15 protein-coding genes and 1 pseudogene are annotated in these 17,019 nt (G+C 53.6%); 12 read left to right on the top strand and 4 right to left on the bottom strand.

Annotated features, from left to right (window positions below):
* Positions 1-80: 80 nt before the first annotated feature.
* The 12 genes and pseudogenes from ACIPIZ_RS05895 (at position 81) to ACIPIZ_RS05950 (ending at position 9,499) form a co-directional block, all read left to right on the top strand.
* A complete protein-coding gene (locus ACIPIZ_RS05895) occupies positions 81-629 on the top strand; it encodes a cytochrome b (protein WP_095111530.1) in 549 nt (182 codons plus the stop codon).
* Between the two features lie 63 nt (positions 630-692).
* Positions 693-1,739, top strand: coding sequence for a tetratricopeptide repeat protein (locus ACIPIZ_RS05900; protein WP_401164522.1), 1,047 nt, complete (start codon positions 693-695; stop codon positions 1,737-1,739).
* Between the two features lie 63 nt (positions 1,740-1,802).
* A complete protein-coding gene (locus ACIPIZ_RS05905) occupies positions 1,803-2,681 on the top strand; it encodes a tetratricopeptide repeat protein (RefSeq protein WP_401164524.1) in 879 nt (292 codons plus the stop codon).
* 113 nt (positions 2,682-2,794) lie between these two features.
* A complete protein-coding gene (locus ACIPIZ_RS05910; RefSeq protein ID WP_123374929.1) occupies positions 2,795-3,007 on the top strand; it encodes a DUF4287 domain-containing protein in 213 nt (70 codons plus the stop codon).
* A gap of 13 nt (positions 3,008-3,020) precedes the next feature.
* Entirely contained in the window at positions 3,021-3,500 is a 480-nt protein-coding gene (locus ACIPIZ_RS05915; RefSeq protein ID WP_150647296.1) for a GNAT family N-acetyltransferase, read from the top strand.
* Between the two features lie 498 nt (positions 3,501-3,998).
* Positions 3,999-4,361: a DUF6124 family protein gene (locus ACIPIZ_RS05920; RefSeq protein WP_150647297.1), complete on the top strand. Its 363-nt coding sequence runs from the start codon at positions 3,999-4,001 to the stop codon at positions 4,359-4,361.
* Positions 4,362-4,541: 180 nt separating this feature from the next.
* Complete coding sequence (locus tag ACIPIZ_RS05925; protein ID WP_191631068.1) at positions 4,542-5,048, top strand: excinuclease ABC subunit C; 507 nt, start codon at positions 4,542-4,544, stop codon at positions 5,046-5,048.
* A 393-nt stretch (positions 5,049-5,441) separates the two neighbouring features.
* Entirely contained in the window at positions 5,442-5,804 is a 363-nt protein-coding gene (locus ACIPIZ_RS05930) for a DUF6124 family protein (protein WP_401164525.1), read from the top strand.
* 136 nt (positions 5,805-5,940) lie between these two features.
* Complete coding sequence (locus tag ACIPIZ_RS05935) at positions 5,941-7,482, top strand: phospholipase effector Tle1 domain-containing protein (protein WP_401164528.1); 1,542 nt, start codon at positions 5,941-5,943, stop codon at positions 7,480-7,482.
* Positions 7,482-8,138: a DUF2931 family protein gene (locus ACIPIZ_RS05940; RefSeq protein WP_401164529.1), complete on the top strand. Its 657-nt coding sequence runs from the start codon at positions 7,482-7,484 to the stop codon at positions 8,136-8,138. The genes ACIPIZ_RS05935 and ACIPIZ_RS05940 overlap by 1 nt, the downstream gene beginning before the upstream one ends.
* 11 nt (positions 8,139-8,149) lie before the next feature.
* Positions 8,150-8,811 (top strand): annotated as a pseudogene (locus tag ACIPIZ_RS05945) (DUF2931 family protein).
* Between the two features lie 31 nt (positions 8,812-8,842).
* Positions 8,843-9,499, top strand: a complete 657-nt coding sequence (locus ACIPIZ_RS05950; protein ID WP_122660957.1) for a DUF2931 family protein — start codon at positions 8,843-8,845, stop codon at positions 9,497-9,499.
* 348 nt (positions 9,500-9,847) lie between these two features.
* Here ACIPIZ_RS05950 and ACIPIZ_RS05955 read toward each other — a convergent pair whose 3' ends face one another.
* From ACIPIZ_RS05955 to ACIPIZ_RS05970, 4 genes are all read right to left on the bottom strand, one after another.
* Positions 9,848-14,422: an AAA family ATPase gene (locus ACIPIZ_RS05955; RefSeq protein WP_401164532.1), complete on the bottom strand. Its 4,575-nt coding sequence runs from the start codon at positions 14,420-14,422 to the stop codon at positions 9,848-9,850.
* A gap of 308 nt (positions 14,423-14,730) precedes the next feature.
* The gene (locus tag ACIPIZ_RS05960) at positions 14,731-15,117 is read right to left on the bottom strand and encodes a hypothetical protein (RefSeq protein WP_095112018.1); all 387 of its coding nucleotides are present in this window, start codon (positions 15,115-15,117) and stop codon (positions 14,731-14,733) included.
* Between the two features lie 166 nt (positions 15,118-15,283).
* Positions 15,284-16,390, bottom strand: coding sequence for a DNA alkylation repair protein (locus ACIPIZ_RS05965; RefSeq protein WP_401164534.1), 1,107 nt, complete (start codon positions 16,388-16,390; stop codon positions 15,284-15,286).
* A 2-nt stretch (positions 16,391-16,392) separates the two neighbouring features.
* Positions 16,393-16,998, bottom strand: coding sequence for a glutathione S-transferase (locus tag ACIPIZ_RS05970; RefSeq protein WP_064389380.1), 606 nt, complete (start codon positions 16,996-16,998; stop codon positions 16,393-16,395).
* Positions 16,999-17,019 lie beyond the last annotated feature (21 nt).

The following is a 17,019-nucleotide window of genomic DNA, read 5'->3' on the forward strand; positions in this document are numbered from 1 at the left end:
CGCCGTCGGTTCGCCCAACAACCGGAGCGAGGCGGTCGAACGAATCGGCCGTCACTCACGACTATCACGAGGCGCAGCTTATGACCCGCGACACCGCCGTAACCCGTTATGGAAAACTCTCAATCACCCTACACTGGCTGATGCTGGCGCTGTTTGTCGGCGTTTACGCATGCGTCGAAATCAAGGGCTACCTGCCCAAGGGCAGCGAAGCACGCGGCTTGCTGATGGGCTTCCACGGCCTGTTCGGCGCGAGCATCTTCGCTCTGGTCTGGCTCCGCCTGCTCGGCCGCCTCAGCCCACGCCCGCCGATCACGCCCAAACCACCGGCGTGGCAGACCGGCATCGCGCACCTGACACACCTGGCGCTGTACGGCCTGATGATCGCCACGCCGATCCTCGCCTGGCTGATGCTCGCCGCCGCCGACAAACCGTTCCCGTACTTCGGCTTCCACGTCCCGGCACCCGTGGCCATCGACCCGGACTTCGCCAAACAACTGAAGTACTGGCATGAACTGATTGGCAGCACCGGTTACTGGCTGATCGGGCTGCACGCGCTGGCGGGGTTGTTTCACCATTATTGGGTGCGGGATAACACCCTCGTGCGGATGCTGCCGGGCCGCACGGAATAACCCTTATCCACTACAACCCCTGTGGGAGCGAGCCTGCTCGCGAAAGCGGTGTGTCAGCGTCTGATGATGTTGGCTGACACGGCCCCTTCGCGAGCAGGCTCGCTCCCACAGTTTTTTGTGGTGTGTTCGAGTAACCGACACTTCAGGTTTTTCGCCTGCCTGCCGATGAAATCTGCACGATTTCAACGGATGCCATTCATGAACAAGGTCGTTGCTGTACTGACGCTTAGTGCCCTCGTTGCTGGCTGCAAAAGCAGCAGTTCTTCTACCCAGACCGCAGATATCTCCAATCTGCGCTGCTTCGCTTACTGGGACGATAAATCCATTAGCTCGCTGGAAGTCAGCTATATCCGCGATCTGAGTAAGAGCGGTAACCTGCCGTGCACGATCATGCTGGGCGACCTGTACGAGAAGGGGCGCGGTGTGCCCCAGGACATTTCCAAAGCCAAAGCCCTCTATCAATCCGTAGCCGATAAAGACCCCGGCGCCTACGGCCAACTTGGCCGCATGGCCGAAGAAGGCATCGGCGGGCCGATCAACGACAGCGATGCTCGGCAGTATTATCAGCGTGCTGTGAGCAAGCCCGAACAGCGGCGCAGTGAAGCCAAACTGGCCAAATACATGGAGGAAGGACGAGGTGGCCCGCAGGATCTGCAAGGCGCGCTGACGCATTACTTCAACGCCACGCAATACCTCGGCGATGCCTCTTGGCAAGGCATCGAACGCCTGCGCGGCCAAGGCTTGGCTCTGACGATCGAGCAGCAACAGCGCTACAACAATATTTTTGTCAGCAGTGTTCAGAGCGGCCTCAGAAAACGCGTTGAAGTCATAGAGAAATCTCTGGAGAACAACGTCAATTCGACGTCTGCGAGCAAACCGGTGCAAGTGCAGCTGGAGTACACCCCTGGCGCATTGGCTCCAGTGGTTTCGATACGGCAAAGCTCGGGCGATATCGCCCTTGATCAGAGAGTCATGCAAGCCTTTAGCGACTATCGCTTTCCCGGCGACCCGATCCTGCCACCGGGCCAGAAGAGCTATCAGGCGATTCCGGTCGTCAGGACAGACGGCAAGAGCCCGCTGCAGAGGTTCAACGAGAGCAGAAACAAATAAGCCTTCACCCTGCCAAAATCATTTACAGGCGTGCCATTCAAGGACGAATTCCGGATGAATTACATGAGTAAGGCGGTTGCTTTTCTGGCCCTCGCGACCCTTGTAGCAGGCTGCAAGAGCACTCCACCCAATCCACAGGAAGAAAGCCTCACCGGCACCCGCTGCATGGCGTTCTCGAGTGTGAAAGACCTTTCCACCGAACACCTCGACTATGTTCGCGAAGCCAGCAGCAACGGCAACCTCAAGTGCAAGATTGCGCTTGGCGTGTTGTATGAGTTCGGTCGTGGCGGCTTATCACCAGATGTGCGCAAGGCCCGGGCCCTGTATGAGTCTGTCGCTGTCGTGGATGGCGCCGGGTATGAGCAACTGGCGCGCATGGCCGATGAGGGCAGCGGTCAGGCGCCCGATGCTGTCGAAGCGCGACGACTTTATCAATTGGCGCTCGCGCATCGTCAGAGCGTCTACAGCGAGTTCGCGCTGGCACGGTTGATGGAAGCAGGGCGAGGCGGCCCACAGGATCTGTCCGGGGCGCTGACGCATTACCTCAATGCCACTCAGCGCATCGATGACGAGGCATGGGCCGGCGTGCAGCGGGTCCGCGCCCAGGTGTTGACGCTGACCACCGAGCAGACACAGCGCTACAACGAAAAATGGTACGACGGCGTCGGCAACAGCCTCGCAGCAGCGATACACGATACCGAGTTGCTGTTGAACAGACAGATCAAACCCGGCACCGCGAGTAAACCCGTCACGCTGGAGGCGAAAGGCAAACCCGGTTCGCTGGTGCCGCACATCACCTTGGTCGAAAGCTCCGGCAACAACGACGTGGACCAAGCGGTGGTCAAGGCCCTCAGCGAATACCGTTACCCGGCGCAGCCGATTTTGAAGGCTGGGCAGGAGTCCTGGTCATCAGAGTTTCCGGTCAAGGTCGGAGTGAACTGAACTGGCCGGGCCGGTCCGGGCCACTTGCCGGAACAGTCTCTCGCGTCCACTCTATGACCTGCCGACAAGGAGCGTCCGCCGACCCTCCGTCGTGATTACTGGGCGCTTGCAGCATGAGCGAAGACAACAAGGTAAAAGGCCCGGCGTCGTACTTCCCCTCCATCGAGAAAAAATACGGCCAGCCCATCGATCACTGGCTGAGCCTGCTCGCCGGCATCACCGACAAGAAACACATGGAACTGGTGGCGTGGCTCAAGGAAGAACACGGCATGGGCCACGGTCATGCCAACGCCTTGGTTGCGCATCATCTGGCGGGTAAAAAGTGAGGGCAGGGCAGCGATGAATTTCACCCACCGGCCTGTGACGGCCGACGACGTCCACACCCTCTGCAGCTTTCCCCAGGGCGAACAAGAGCTGTTCTTCATGTTCCCGAAAGCCAACTTCCCGCTGACGGAAGAACAGATGCACAGCGCAATCAGCCAGCGCTTCGACTCCACGGCTTTTCTGGCCAACGGCGAGTTCGTTGGCTTCGCCAATTTCTATCGGGCTGAGCACGATGGCATCTGCTGCATCGGCAACGTCATCGTCGCGCCTTACGCCCGAGGCCAAGGTGTGGCGCGGTACATCGTCGAAACCATGACCGCGCTGGGTTTCGGAAAATACCGGGCCAAGGAAGTGCAACTGTCCTGCTTTAACGAAAACACCGCTGGCCTGCTGCTCTATCCGAAACTTGGCTTCGTGCCGTACTCCATCGAAGAACGCCCGGCGCCAAATGGCGGACGTTCTGCCCTGATCAACATGACGCGCCACCGGCCCTAACCATCCCCAATCCCTGTGGGAGCCGGGCTTGCCCGCGATGACGCTAGCCCGGCCGCCGCGAACCCAGAAGCCCAACACAAAACCTGTGGGAGCGAGCCTGCTCGCGAAGACGCCAGCCCAGTCACCCCATCAACCACTGACCGAAATAAACAGTAAAACCACCACTGTTTAAACGAAGCCTCAGGTAACCACCTAAACCCTACAACGCCTTGCGCCGTTGCCTACGACTAAGCCAGAATCCGCCGGCTTGTGCGTCTAGGTCGCGGGTTTTATCGTCTGTCGGTCACTGAAAAGCAGTGATCGGGTTTGGTAGCCCGCCATAACTAGTCGCATCGCGAACCGTTCGCAGACCTCGTCAGGTCTTTGCTCAATGGTGGCCATGCGCAGGACACCTTCGGGTGTGCCGGGTCCTAGTTACCGGTCTACCAACCCGCGTATGGCCGCCACCTTCGTTTGGTAGCGAATGTGAAGGCTCCTTTATTAACTAGGAGTTTCACCATGATCAAACCAACACCCAACCCACCCGAAACCGACCCCACATCTCCCTACGAATCCCTCGACTCCAAGCGATTCCACGAAGCCGCCGAACGCGCCCTCGACCACTACCTCAAACCCGCCAGCCAAATCATGGCCAGCCTCCAACAACCCGAACGCATGTACCTGGCCAACCCGAAGTACGACAACGAATCCCTGCTCGCCAACGCCAGCGAAACCCTCGGCTCCGCCAGTGAAATGCTGATCAACTTCGCCGCCATGCTCGACACCTCCCACCGCAAAACCGCGCTCGGCATCGCCCAAGTCGTGATGCTCGGCGAACTCGCCGTCAATCAAGCGCTGGATAACGTCGAAATCGCCAGCTAGATGTGAACGATCCCTGTAGCGATTCCTCTGTTCTTCGCTACAGGGATCTATTACCCCACATTGTTCAGGCGTCGCTTTAAATAGACATGTGCTACATCGCTTGTAATGGCCTGACTTGACGCGATAGCGTTGGCGTCCATCTCTCGACCGAGCAGTTCTCCAATGGCGTTACACGAATGCATGCACACATTTGAAGAGTTAGCCAAAACGGTTCTGCCCGGCCATATGACGAGAATGAAAAGCTCTCTTGAAACTCCGCGAGAGATGAAGGACTTTTCAGTGCCCGGTGTTGGCGTTAAATCGTTGCTGAAGCAGTTCAAACTGTCGCAAGATTTTTCGGGTTGCTACGTGCTGATCGACAACGGCGTGCCTATCTACGTTGGTATTTCAAGAAGCGTGATCAGTCGGCTTCGTCAGCACGTCTTCGGTAAAACACACTTCGACGCTAGCCTGGCTTTTCGAATCGCGATGGCAAAACATCCAGATCAAACGATTTCCAAGCTGACGCGCGCGAAGGCAATGGATGATCCTCTATTCGGTACATCATTCGCAGAGGCTCAGTCCTATCTCAAGTCACTCCAGGTGGCAGCGATAGATATTGAGAATCCGCTTGTGCTTTACGTTTTCGAACCCTACTGCGCGCTGGATCTTGATACTCACCAGTGGAATTCGTTTGAGACCCATTGATTCGGAATTCTCTGCATCTCAACTGACCTATTAAACAGATGATCTACATGTTTGTTTAATAGGCGTCTCTCAATGCTGGCCACGCCCTACAACTCCTTGCGCCATCGCCTACGACTAAGCCAGAATCCGCCGGCTTGTGCGTCTGGCACTCCCTCCGTACCTTGATTCCCGTCACTGCTCATCAGTGATCGGGTCTGCAAGCCCGCCGGAAAAACCAGTCGCACAGCCAGCCAAAAGGACACTCGTTCGTGTCCGCTCAATGGCAGCTTTGTGCGGGAGACCTTCGGGTCTGCCGGGTGCCTGGTTTCCCGGTCTTGCAGACCCGCGCATAGCTGCCACCCATCATCTGCAAGTGATGCCGGTAGCTCCTAGTGAACAATCAGGAGTTTCACCATGATCAAACCAACACCCAACCCTCCAGAAACCGACCCCGCATCCCCCTACGAATCCCCCGACTCCAAGAGATTCCACGCCGCCGCCGAACGCGCCCTCGACCACTACCTCAAACCCGCCAGCCAAATCATGGCCAGCACCCACCAACCCGAACGCATGTACCTCGCCAATCCGAAGTACAACAGCGAATCCCTGCTCGCCAACGCCAGCGAAACCCTCGGCTCCGCCAGCGAAATGCTCCTCAACTTCGCCGCCATGCTCGACACCTCCCACCGCAAAACCGCGCTCGGCATCGCCCAAGTCGTAATGCTCGGCGAAATCGCCGTCAACCAAGCGCTGGATAACGTCGAAATCGCCAGCTAACCCCCACCCCGACGAGGGGAAACCCTCGTCGAACCCCGCGGGCACACCTTGGCTGGCACACGGCCACGGCTTGCGCGCAAAAGTCTCGGCTGTCACCCTTCGGGCCGTTCTCAAGGATCAGAACCAGGAAACATGGATGAGTGGCTACGTACCCAACCCCCCGAAAAATTATCGCTACGAAGAAGCCAAACCCGTCGATATTCACGCCCAGCGTTGGGCGGAATATGAGAAGCACGGGAAAGAGCCTGCGCGCGAACCTGAGAAAATCGGGATCGCGTTGAGGATTGGGGTTTTCTTTGATGGCACTGGGAATAATGCGAACAACACGGCGGCTGGATTGCTGTGTGGGGCGCAGCATCCGATTGCGCCGGAAGATATTCCTGCTAGCTGTCAGCCCTATATGAGAGATCCGGACAGCAGTTATGGCGCCGGGCCTACCAATGTGAAGAAATTATTTTCCTTATATAAAAAGACCCAGAAAGCCGAGGGAGATGGCTTTCTAAAGGACGTATCAAGCCCAATTTATGTCGAAGGTATCGGCACCGACAGCAATAAAAAAGACAGCGTCGTGGGCTCCGGAATGGGGCGGGGTGAGACTGGTGTTGTGGGGCGTGTGCAGGCGTCTTTTACGCAAATAAAACAGGCTATAGAAGAAGCACTGCAAGAAAACCCAAACTGTGAGATAGCCTCTCTGACTTTTGATACATTCGGTTTCAGTCGTGGGGCCGCCGCTGCACGGCACTTCTCGAACGAAGTCGTGCGGGGTAAGCAGGGTGCTTTAGGAAGTCTGCTAAACAGTAACGCCAGAGATTTCAGCCGCGACTTTGATAGCCAATTCGGAGGCGGCATCAAAATGGGATTCATCGGGCTATTCGATACGGTGCCCTCCATAGCCGGCTTTACCAATTTTGGTCGCGTGAAGAGTCCCATCGCTCCTGGTGTGAGGCTTTACTTGGGTCGTCGATACTTCACGGATGTAGTCCACCTCGTAGCCCGTGATGAATGCCGCGCCAATTTTGCCCTCAGCCGAGTAAAACCCGTACATCCTGAGTTCGCCTTTCCCGGGGTCCATTCGGATATAGGCGGCAGCTATCTCGATGAAGTCGAGGAGTGCGTTCTAGTCAGTCCTATGCAAACTCTCGCGGTACCGCTGTATGTCGACGTTTCAACCACGTCGATTTATCAAGATGCTGCGCGTGTGAAAAACGAGTGGATTGCTAAAGGATGGCCGGCTCATCTACTGGAAATTGTCACCCCCGCTTCCTTCGAAATACCCCAAGAGCATCAAGACAGACTTTCGCCGGGGCAGAAGCGCGTGTTCGCCGCTCTACAACTAAAACGTCCCGTCAGCGGTAAGCTCTCAAGGATCTACCTGAGAGTCATGTATCAACTGGCAAAAGAAAAGGGTGTTCAGTTTTCCGACATACCTGAAGATGACGAATACTCCGTCCCCGCAGAACTCCAATCCCTGTGTGATCGATTTCTCGCCGGAAACTACAGAACCACTCCAGAGGATGAATCTCTGCTTAAGCTCAAGTACATCCACGCCTCCGCGAACTGGAATCATCCCCTCGGAAGAAGAGACGGAAGCGGTATTGATGCTGTTTACATCAACGCCCCGACGCAAGACGCGATCCGTGTACAACACCCCCACGTACCTGATTGGAAGCTTTGGTGATGAAGGTAGCGATAGCTTTGCTCTGCGTTCTACTGTTGATGGGCTGCCAGACCGGAGTTTCCGAAAGTGGAGAAAATGACCCTAAGTCTCCTTGGTGGCAACTAGGATTCGTTGAACCGAGTTATATGAAAATCTGGGTGGAAGACAGCTCAGTCCTCGACATCAATAACATGATGTTTTTCAGAGTCGGCGCAAAATCCGCCCCCGGAGGCGAACCAGAAGATGGGACGGAGTCTGCCCGAGGTTGGGGAACTGTAGGTGGCTCCGGGGTTCCGGTTACCGGCGCTGATCTTCCAAGGATGATCTTTGTCCGTTGGCAGTCCATATCAGAGCAAAAAACCTATAAGGGCTTTATAGCAATTCCAGAAGAAGCGAGGCAACTGATGGTGAGGTCAACACATCATCGCTGCCCGGAGACTCCAGAAAGAGCCGCCCGATATATGGCTACGTTGTATGTGGGCCTAGCCCCTGGCGGTGTGCTTCAAGCTTGGGTCAGAGATTCATGCCACCGCCCAATAAAAGTTGCCCATGCCCAGGGAGAGATCGAACCGTTGGGCCCGGAGCAGGGAAAACACGGTGGTCGTTACGCCTACCCAGTGAGTGAAAAGGCCAAGCGGTATATCGACGAGTACGGCATTCCGTACGGGAGTTGGTAAACCGTCAGCCAATGAAGCAACTCATTACGATGCTTTGCATCTTGCTAGTCACGGGATGCCAAGTTGCTGTTCCACTATCAGCCAAAAACGATCCGAAATCCGAGTGGTGGGAGTTGGCGTTTACCGAGCCGGACTACATGAAGGTCTGGGTAGAGAACAGTTCTGTTCAAGACATTATAACGGCAGGATTTTCTACAAAACCGGCGGTGGCACTGCTGCGGGGGGAGAACCTGAAGATGGTACGGAGTCCGCCCGAGGTTGGACAGGTGGGGTAGGCGGCAGTGGAAGGAGAGTGGTGGGAGCAGATTTACCTGTTCGCATCTGGGTCCGTTGGCAATCGATTGTCGAACAGAAAAAGTGGCAGGCATGGGTAGAAATCCCAGAGGAAGCCAGGCAGTTGATGGTGGCGTCCGTCAATCAACGTTGCCCGCAGACGCCTGATCAGGAAGCGAGATTTATGGCGTCGGTTTATCTAGGGTTGGCCCCCGGTGGTGTTGTGCAGGTTTGGGTAAGAGACTCTTGCCACCACCCGGTCAAAGTCGCTCGAGCGCTGGCTGAAATCGAGCCGCTGGGGCCGAGCCAAGGTAAGAACGAAGGGCGTTACGCTTATCCGGTGAGTGAAAAGGCAAAGCGGTATATCGACAAATATGGCATTCCGTACGGAAGTTGGTAGTCGTGACACTTAACTGAATGGATCTTTTGTAATGAAAGCAAGGATTGCGCTGCTGGGCGCTTTATTGTTGTCCGGCTGCCAAATCACAGGCCCAGAAACCGGCGAAAATGACCCTAAATATCCATGGTGGGAGTTAGTGTTCGTTCAGCCGAATTACATGAAGGTCTGGGTAGAGGACAGCTCCGTCCAAGACATCAATGACAGAATTTTCTTTCGCGCTGGCAAGAGCACTGCTGCTAGCGGTGAACCCGATATCAGCACAGAGTCTGCTCGTGGTTGGGGGGCAGTATCGGGGACCGGGAGACCTGTGACGGGCGCTGATCTTCCAAAACAGATCTTTGTCCGCTGGCAATCCATAACAGAGCAAAAAACCTATCAAGGTTTCATCGAGATTCCGGAAGAGGGCAGGCAATTGATGGTGAAGTCAACACACCAGCGTTGTCCGGGAACACCGGAGAAAACTGCTCGCTTTATGGCGTCACTTTACGTGGGGCTCGCTCCGGGCGGCGTGCTCAAAACATGGGTTAGAGATTCATGTCGAAATCCGGTTGAGATTTCTCGCGGTCAAGGAGAGATAGAGCCTCTGGGGCCGGACCAAGGGAAGCACGGTGGTCGTTATGCCTATCCGGTAAGTGAGAAGGCTAAGCGATATGTGGAAAAGTACGGCATTCCGTATGGAAGCTGGTAGGAAAGAGGTAGAAGTCACTTCTCTTGCCTGCTTTCAGTGGCGCTGTCTGGAGTGAATCACCTTTGACAGCCACCGCGTCAATGCTGAGCTCAACGAAGGTCCGCTTTCGGCCAATAGCGGACGTTCGACCAAGGACTGCCACTGGTGAAAGGCAGCCGCTCATGATGAAAAATTAATCTGTCCTATTTTGCTGGCCATTTTTTGCTGAGTAGAAATCCAAGCCTAGATTGGGAGTTGAGGGGCGAGCGAAATGAGTACATCTGGTGGGCTATGACCCCCCACCCAGGTAGGCATCTCCGTCCTGTACAACATGGCATGTAAAGATCAGTGTCGACTGCATGCTACCGATCACGGTCGTTCGGCAGCCTTCAGCCAATCGACTACGCCATTGACTCCAAGTGAAAGTAGAGTGTCTTGTATTCCCACAACGCGCTGTAGCATCGCGCCACAGTCAGATTCTTCTCGTTCTTCTGCTTCCGCAAAGAGCCGGGTCATAAGCTGGGTAAGACTATTTTTATGATCAAATAAATGTCGCTTTTCATGACGGACATAAGCCAGATAGCGTTCGGTTGCGTACAAAGCTTGTTCTGGATCATTTTGTACAATCGCGTTAAGCCATTCATGAAATCCGAAGAGACGATGATGTCTATTTTCGCTATCTTCATCATTCTCAAATACTGAAAAACAGCAATCAATTAGTTCTATTGGAACCGAAATCGCATCAGCTTCATCGTTGAATATTTGAGTCATCTGCTCGGCAACGTTTAGGGCACGAGTGCCGCCTGTGTTTAAACCTGACTTTATACCGGCAAGACACTGTTCTCGATTCTGCCGAATATTTCCATGGTTTGTCCACACGGTTGCTGCACCACGCCAAGCGTCTGTGTTATCCAGAGCGTTCAAGTCTCCTAGGAATTCCGCAAAATTGATGTGCTGGGTCATGGTAGCTAAAGCCGAAATACGTCCCCATGTTTCTAGGTCTTTGCCGCTCCCCTTGTTGCGAAGACACGCTAGCAGAGGTCTTACTACTTCAAAATGATTGTGGTAAGAATAATAAAGACACGGTTCGGCGACTTGCCAAAGTCCACCTCCATCTTGTACGGCGAGATCGAACAACTCCCATCCTAGATCGAAATAAGTGCTTTGCAAATACGGTAAGCGACGTAAGATCATGGCACGGATAGCAGGGTGTTCGTCACTCGCAAAGCGACGCAACATGGGCGCTAGCAATTCAGGAAATTCAATGCCTCTCTGTAGAAAATTATTAGCCAAGATCATCAAGGCATCAGAAACGTCTCCCTTTGCCATATTGATTCCGAGATCTATTAAATCTACACCGTCCCCCTCGACTGGATCAGCTTCTTGAAGTCCCACAAAGTCTTCGGCCAAAGATATGAGCCGCGATGCCTCTCGAGCATCCTGTATGACGTTTGCACAGGCTTCAAGTGCTTTGGCCGTGGAGCGTTTGTGTTGCCATTCGGCTGAATGAAGCTCTAGCTCATCAAAAATTCGGCATACCAAGAGGGAGACCTGAGGCTCTTCGACCGATTGCCATGCATCGTGGGGGCGTAAATTTCCATAACGATAAGCTAGATATGTAGCTACCCCATCCATAATGTCATCACGAAAACTTTCTGGAATTACTAACCAGTGAATAGACAAAAAGCCCAAGAATCGGGAGGGGTTCCGAGATGAGGCCTCTCGCAATTGCGAGCCAACCTCCCGCTCGCCCCCGATAAGAAAGTCAGCCATATGCCAATTCGAGTATCCGTTGTAGTGCGCTAATAATTTCAATACCCCGCTATCACTCGCACCTAAAAATATTTCAAATGAGAATGGTGCGCTTACCATACCGCCAGCCGAACGGATTTTCGGCTGACGAACCAGTACTCCTGCTTTTTCCTCATATGAATCCACTACCGCTTGCACTTCGGGGGAGCGCAGGTAGCAAGGAATCGGCAAAATCAGCTCCGCTTGCGCTCTCAATACCCAAAGTCTGGATTCCTCGGCAACTTCTTCGTTCCAAATAGTTAAAATGCTCGTCGTCACTGCATCTTGCACTGGCACGGCCAAAAGATTAAATGCCGACTGTATTAGCGAACCCAGTTCGTAAGATAATTCAAATTCCAACATCCTTGTATCACACAACATACGGGCTATTATTTCAATATTCGCCGCAGGCGAGGCAGTGCAGGCGAGTATCGAGAAATACAGCAACGCTCCTTCATGATTAAAACAAAGACGCTCTTGGTTTTTTTGCCACCAGCCTGAGTTGTTTTTTGCTTGCTGCAGAATAGCCGCCTCAACTGCATCAAGTAGAACGTTCATGCTGCTCGAGTGAACTGTATCTCTTTGGCTATGCAAATCTTCGTATGAACTCTCGTTCAAAAAACCATTCCTGTAGCCTACGCGAGTATTACCATAGCGTAAGGCGCGAACATTGCTCCAGTGCTCGATTGACTCTATTGCTAAATCCAGCAAAGCAACGGACTGCAACATACGTTTACTTATAAATTTTTCATCCCGCCCCCCGAATTCATGTTTTTGGCAACGCAACTTGTTATTGAGTCTAAATTTAAGTAAATCCTCGTCGTTAATGTCACCTGAGATATACTGCCAGAGCAGGGCATCTTCCACTACACCTGCCTCTACGCATCTAGCGATGACCCGGCCAAGAACGCTGTGCTCAGTTAGCGGCATATTGATCAGCCGCTCAAGCAATGGAGCAACCAGTGCCATATTTTCTAATTTGATTTCAGACAGGTGGATTCCGAGTCGGTCAGCAATTTCATTCCTATCAAGCCAGCCTAGTGAAAGCGCATCCATCCAGAATGACAACACTCCCGCACAATCTTCATTGCTCCATTGAGCAATGCGATAAGCATGCCCAATCAATCCGTCGGAATCCTGGGCAGACTTCAGAGTTGGAACCAGATGTTTGAGCCAGAAACGATGCCACTCAATCGCACTAGCCAAGGCATAGATCACCTGAAAAATATCACGGTGTTTTTCCCGCAAATCACGTAGCAATGGCCAGTCTTCTTCCTGGGGCATCTGCTCGGCAAATGACTCCGCTACTAGGCGCCTGATGTGGAAGGCCGCGCTACCAGTCAAGACGGATCTAAGTTGTTTTCTAAATTCGCGACGCTCACCTAGTGCCAACTGTGCGACAAAACTGCGGATGCTGGGGCGTACAAAGGGTACTGGCGGCAAGCCATGTATGAACTTATTCAAAGTAACGCCAGTTCGCACGGCTCCGCTTATCACCAATACATCCAATAGGGTTTGATGTCCGAATGTCAGCTTTCCATCCTGGGTTTCTCGCAGCACATTTAAGCTACACAGTTTCCGCTGAATGTCTTGAGAGGCTGAGAAGCGCTGATGCGGCACCGCCAAGCTTCTTAATTTCAGCATTTCCGAGGCAATTGATTCAATTGCTTGTATTGCCGCATCTCCCAAAGCGTTGTCGGCTCGCACGATCGTATCGAGATAACGTTGTGCCAGTGCTTGGCTAGTCACAACGTTGAAGCTACCGCCTCGTTGGGCCAGTTCAACAAACAATGCTAGTTCGCGTGGATTTCTTATCAGTACGCGAGTGGCGCCATCAATAGTTGCAGTCGCAATCCCTAGCGTATCAAGTAAGGGTGCAATGTCGGCCTCCCAGTCCATCGGTTGGCACTTCAATTCGCAATCCCATTGTCGTTCCGCAATTCGCCGGTCGTACTGCCTGTCGAAGTCACGGCAGGCAGTAACGACAGTAATATTAGGAATCAGTAGCAGGCGGTCTATCTGCGCAAGAAAATATTGAAGAACGCGATGATCGCGGGCGATGGAGAGCACATCCAAAGAGTCAATTACTACAATCACTTGAGCGTTTTCAGCCAATCGAGCAGCTTTTTCGACCCATTGCTCAGAAAGGCCTTGGGCTAGACGATCTTCCGATGTAGCCAAGTCGGCGAATTCGCGGGACTGGATAAAGAGTGGCACGATGTCAGAATTGCTTTCGGCCCGCTTCTCCAATGTTTCTTGTAACGCAAGCATCACGCACGTTTTACCCGATCCCGGAAGGCCCGTCAGCAAGATGGATCTTTTTTTATCATCAATGGATACAAGTAGCTCATCCAGGGTTGGGTTGGAAATACGTTGTCCCGCAATATCCCTTCGCCACGATCTGCCAATGGCAGATGTACTGGAAAAAGAAAGACGTACCTCAGCAAGATTCATTGGCGGAACTAGTGTTGCTCCCGCCTTTTGAAGAATAGTCTTGAGGTCGCTTTTAGTTAATCGGTGCTGCGAGGCTGTAGTTGTGCTATCGCCCCCTGTGCGCGCGCCGAGTTGGTCGAGGCTCGCCCAAAGTGCCGCGAATGCAGCGTCAGTATTGCTCACCATGTTGCGTAAGCGTTCGCGGAGCAGTTCCTCCATACGATCTAGGTCATCACTGGTGATAAAGTTCGTTCGGCACAGGAATTTATAGGTGGAAAGATCGGGGGAGAATTTAGCAAGTAGCGCCGAAAAATTTTTATCTACTGCTTGGTGCTCTTGGCCTAGACTTGCTAGGTAGCTCGCTTCGTTATGCTGGGTAGAACTGTGTTCTCTTAATTTTGCAAGAGGGCCAAAGTTGTTTCTTGAATAGAAACGAACATTTACGTTCGGATTATCTTCCAGCAAGCAGGAGGCTTTGCCCAACTCATCTGCAAGATCGCTTATCGACCAAGATTTGAAATCGGTTTGATTTTTTTTGCACTGACACGCAATCAAAGTGCCGTCAGTTTTGACTACTACCACATCATCTACGGAATAGCTGATCGAATCTATTTCGAGCCATTGAAAGTCTTGATCGGATAATACTGTCAATGCCCAATCAAATGCCACCAACGTCTGGTAAATGTCACCTCGATTGGAACGGATACCAGCGATGCTCATAAATTTCTCCTATTGGGGGGGATTCACCCCCTCAAATTAGCGTCAGCAGTTTCAATGGATTTGAGCATGATATTCAAATTTAGGGCGCTTAACTACGGATCACCCTTGTCAAAAAAAGGACGTTCATCAGGACTACATGACAATCGAGGACAGACCATAAGACTAATGATGCTGAACGTCCGTTATTGGCCGGAAGCCGCCGTACCAGGCAGACCGTTTTCGGCCAATTGCGGCCCATCAATTAAAGGCGCTTTTGTCCGAGAAGCACCATTCAAAAATATTTGAAGCACGACGCGCAGGCACCGACCTCAAGGACGATGTAGCCCTGTCGCATCCCGCCAGTACATGGTTTGTTCGAACTGAAAGCTAACTAGAAAGAAGGCTGAACACGACTGAGATATTGATTGGGCGACTTTTTCCAAATCTTCCATAGCCGACTCTCCCTCTGGTTCAGGCCCTTTAATTCTGATGGTACAACGCACAGCGACAGGAAAGTCGATACCCATTGTATTCTCAGCATAAATCGTGGGGTCACCGAAGGCGTCATCGGTACTTAATTTAAGTCCTGAGCTAAATTCAGCGTATAGCCCATCTTCTGTTACCTCGACCTTTCGAGCTCCAGCATTCTCAAGGGCATTGCTCAATGTCAAAATTGTGAGCGTGCTATCAGCTTCCAAACATAGATCAAGACTCATCAATTCTCCCTTTTTCCCGCAGAACACTTGCACCAAATTTCAATGCGACCGTCGCGACAGTGTATTTGACTAGCGGTATGAATGTCCGATTTTGGCCGAAAGCCGCCCCATCCGTAATTCCCTATCAGTCCGAGTACTGCCAGATCAGCGGAATCCATTAGCGGTATCAATCAGCAACGATGTTGAATGTGGCACTCCCCAAAACCTCCCCATTAACCATAACCCGCACCCCATGCCGCCCCACAAAATGCTTCCGCGTCGTAAAATCCCTAATCACCTGCCGCCTCCCCACAACCTCCACCCCAAACCCCGCCAACACCACCGTCTTCAACTTAAAAACCTTCCCCGAAACCCCGCCATTCGCCTTCACATAGTCAATCGCATAATCAATCACCAACCGCTGTTCATGCGCCACCGTCGACTTCACCACAAACGACAACGTAATCGCTTCCCCCAACCTCACCACTACCGGTTCAACCCGCACATCCAACAACTCAACCTCAGCCTTCGCCCCGGCACCAATCACCGTCAACGCCCTTAAATCCCCCTGCTTGATCAAACTCCGCAACGCATGCTTGGCAATCCACGCCGTGTGCTTGTTATCCAGCGACCAACCTTCAATCGCGTCCAACACCCACTCCGGATGCACCTTCGTCACATCATTCAAATGATTCGCCACGGACTTGCGCACGTACAAACTCTCATCCGCCTTCAACCGATCCAGTATCCCGGCGGCCAACTGCGGATCCGCCTGCACCGCTTCCAACCGAAACGACCAAGGCAGGCGAGGGCGGCTGCCTTCGCTGGCGAGTCGTCGAACGTGGTGGTTTTCGTCTCGGGTCCAGTCGTGCATCCGTTCCAGCGAGCGCTCCAGGTCGCTGCGCAGAAAGTGGCGGATGGCGAATTCGGAGGAGCCGAAGGTGGTGAAGTACTTCAGGGCGTCCATGGAGGTGTCGAACGCATGCCCGCCGTAGCTCGCGACGTAGTGCGGCAAACACATGCTGACGAATCCGCTGTTCAGCCGCGGCGCGAGTTCGAAAAGCACTTCTAGGGAATCTTGGTAATCCAGCGGCAACACGGCGTGCAGGCTTTCGCTGACACGCGCCATGCGTTGCATCACTGATAATTCAGCGAGTCCATCCTGGGCGTGTTTGAGAAATGCCTTGGCCTTGAACGCCGGGTACACGGATCTCATTTCGCGGGCGATGTGTTGCAAGCGCTCGGCGTTGAAGATTTCCTTTAACGCCGGGGCGGCGGTGTCGGTGGTGCTCATGGTCAGGTCATCGGGGTGCTGACGAACGCTTCGAGGCTTTCCGCGTATGCAGTGTATTGGGCGATGCGCGGGTAGCGGTCGTTGTCGATCTGGTCGGGTACGACGAGGCCGGTGAAGCTCCAGGCGACCGCAAGGCTGATGCCGTCCTGAGCGAGGGTGCCGTCGGTGGGCAAGTGGTAGTTGTCGAGTTCTGTTTCCAGCGCGCTGAACGCGGCGGCGAGTTGGCCTTCGACGCGTTCGACCCACGGTTGGTACTGAATGTCGGCGGGGCGCAGGTTGCGTTCGTAGTAGAGCTGAACGGCTTTTTCGCAGGCGGCGAGGCTCAGGCCGATAAGGCGCAGGGCGCCGGCGCGTTGGCTCAACTCGGTCGGCAGCAGGCTTTTGCCTGAAGCAGACTCGAGGTAGTCGAGGATCAACGTCGAGTCCATCAACACCACGCCGTCATCGAGAATCAGCGTCGGCGCCTTGACCACCGGGTTGATCTGCTGGAATTGCTCGAAGTGGCGAAACACCGAGACCGCCTCATGTTCGAGGTCGATCCCTAAGCGTTTGGCGGAGATCGCCACGCGCCGCACGTATGGGGAATCCAGCATGCCGATCAGTTTCATGACGCGTTCCTTCAAGTCGAA

The sequence above is a fragment of the Pseudomonas sp. NPDC087690 genome (genome assembly GCF_044743175.1).
Lineage (GTDB): Bacteria > Pseudomonadota > Gammaproteobacteria > Pseudomonadales > Pseudomonadaceae > Aquipseudomonas.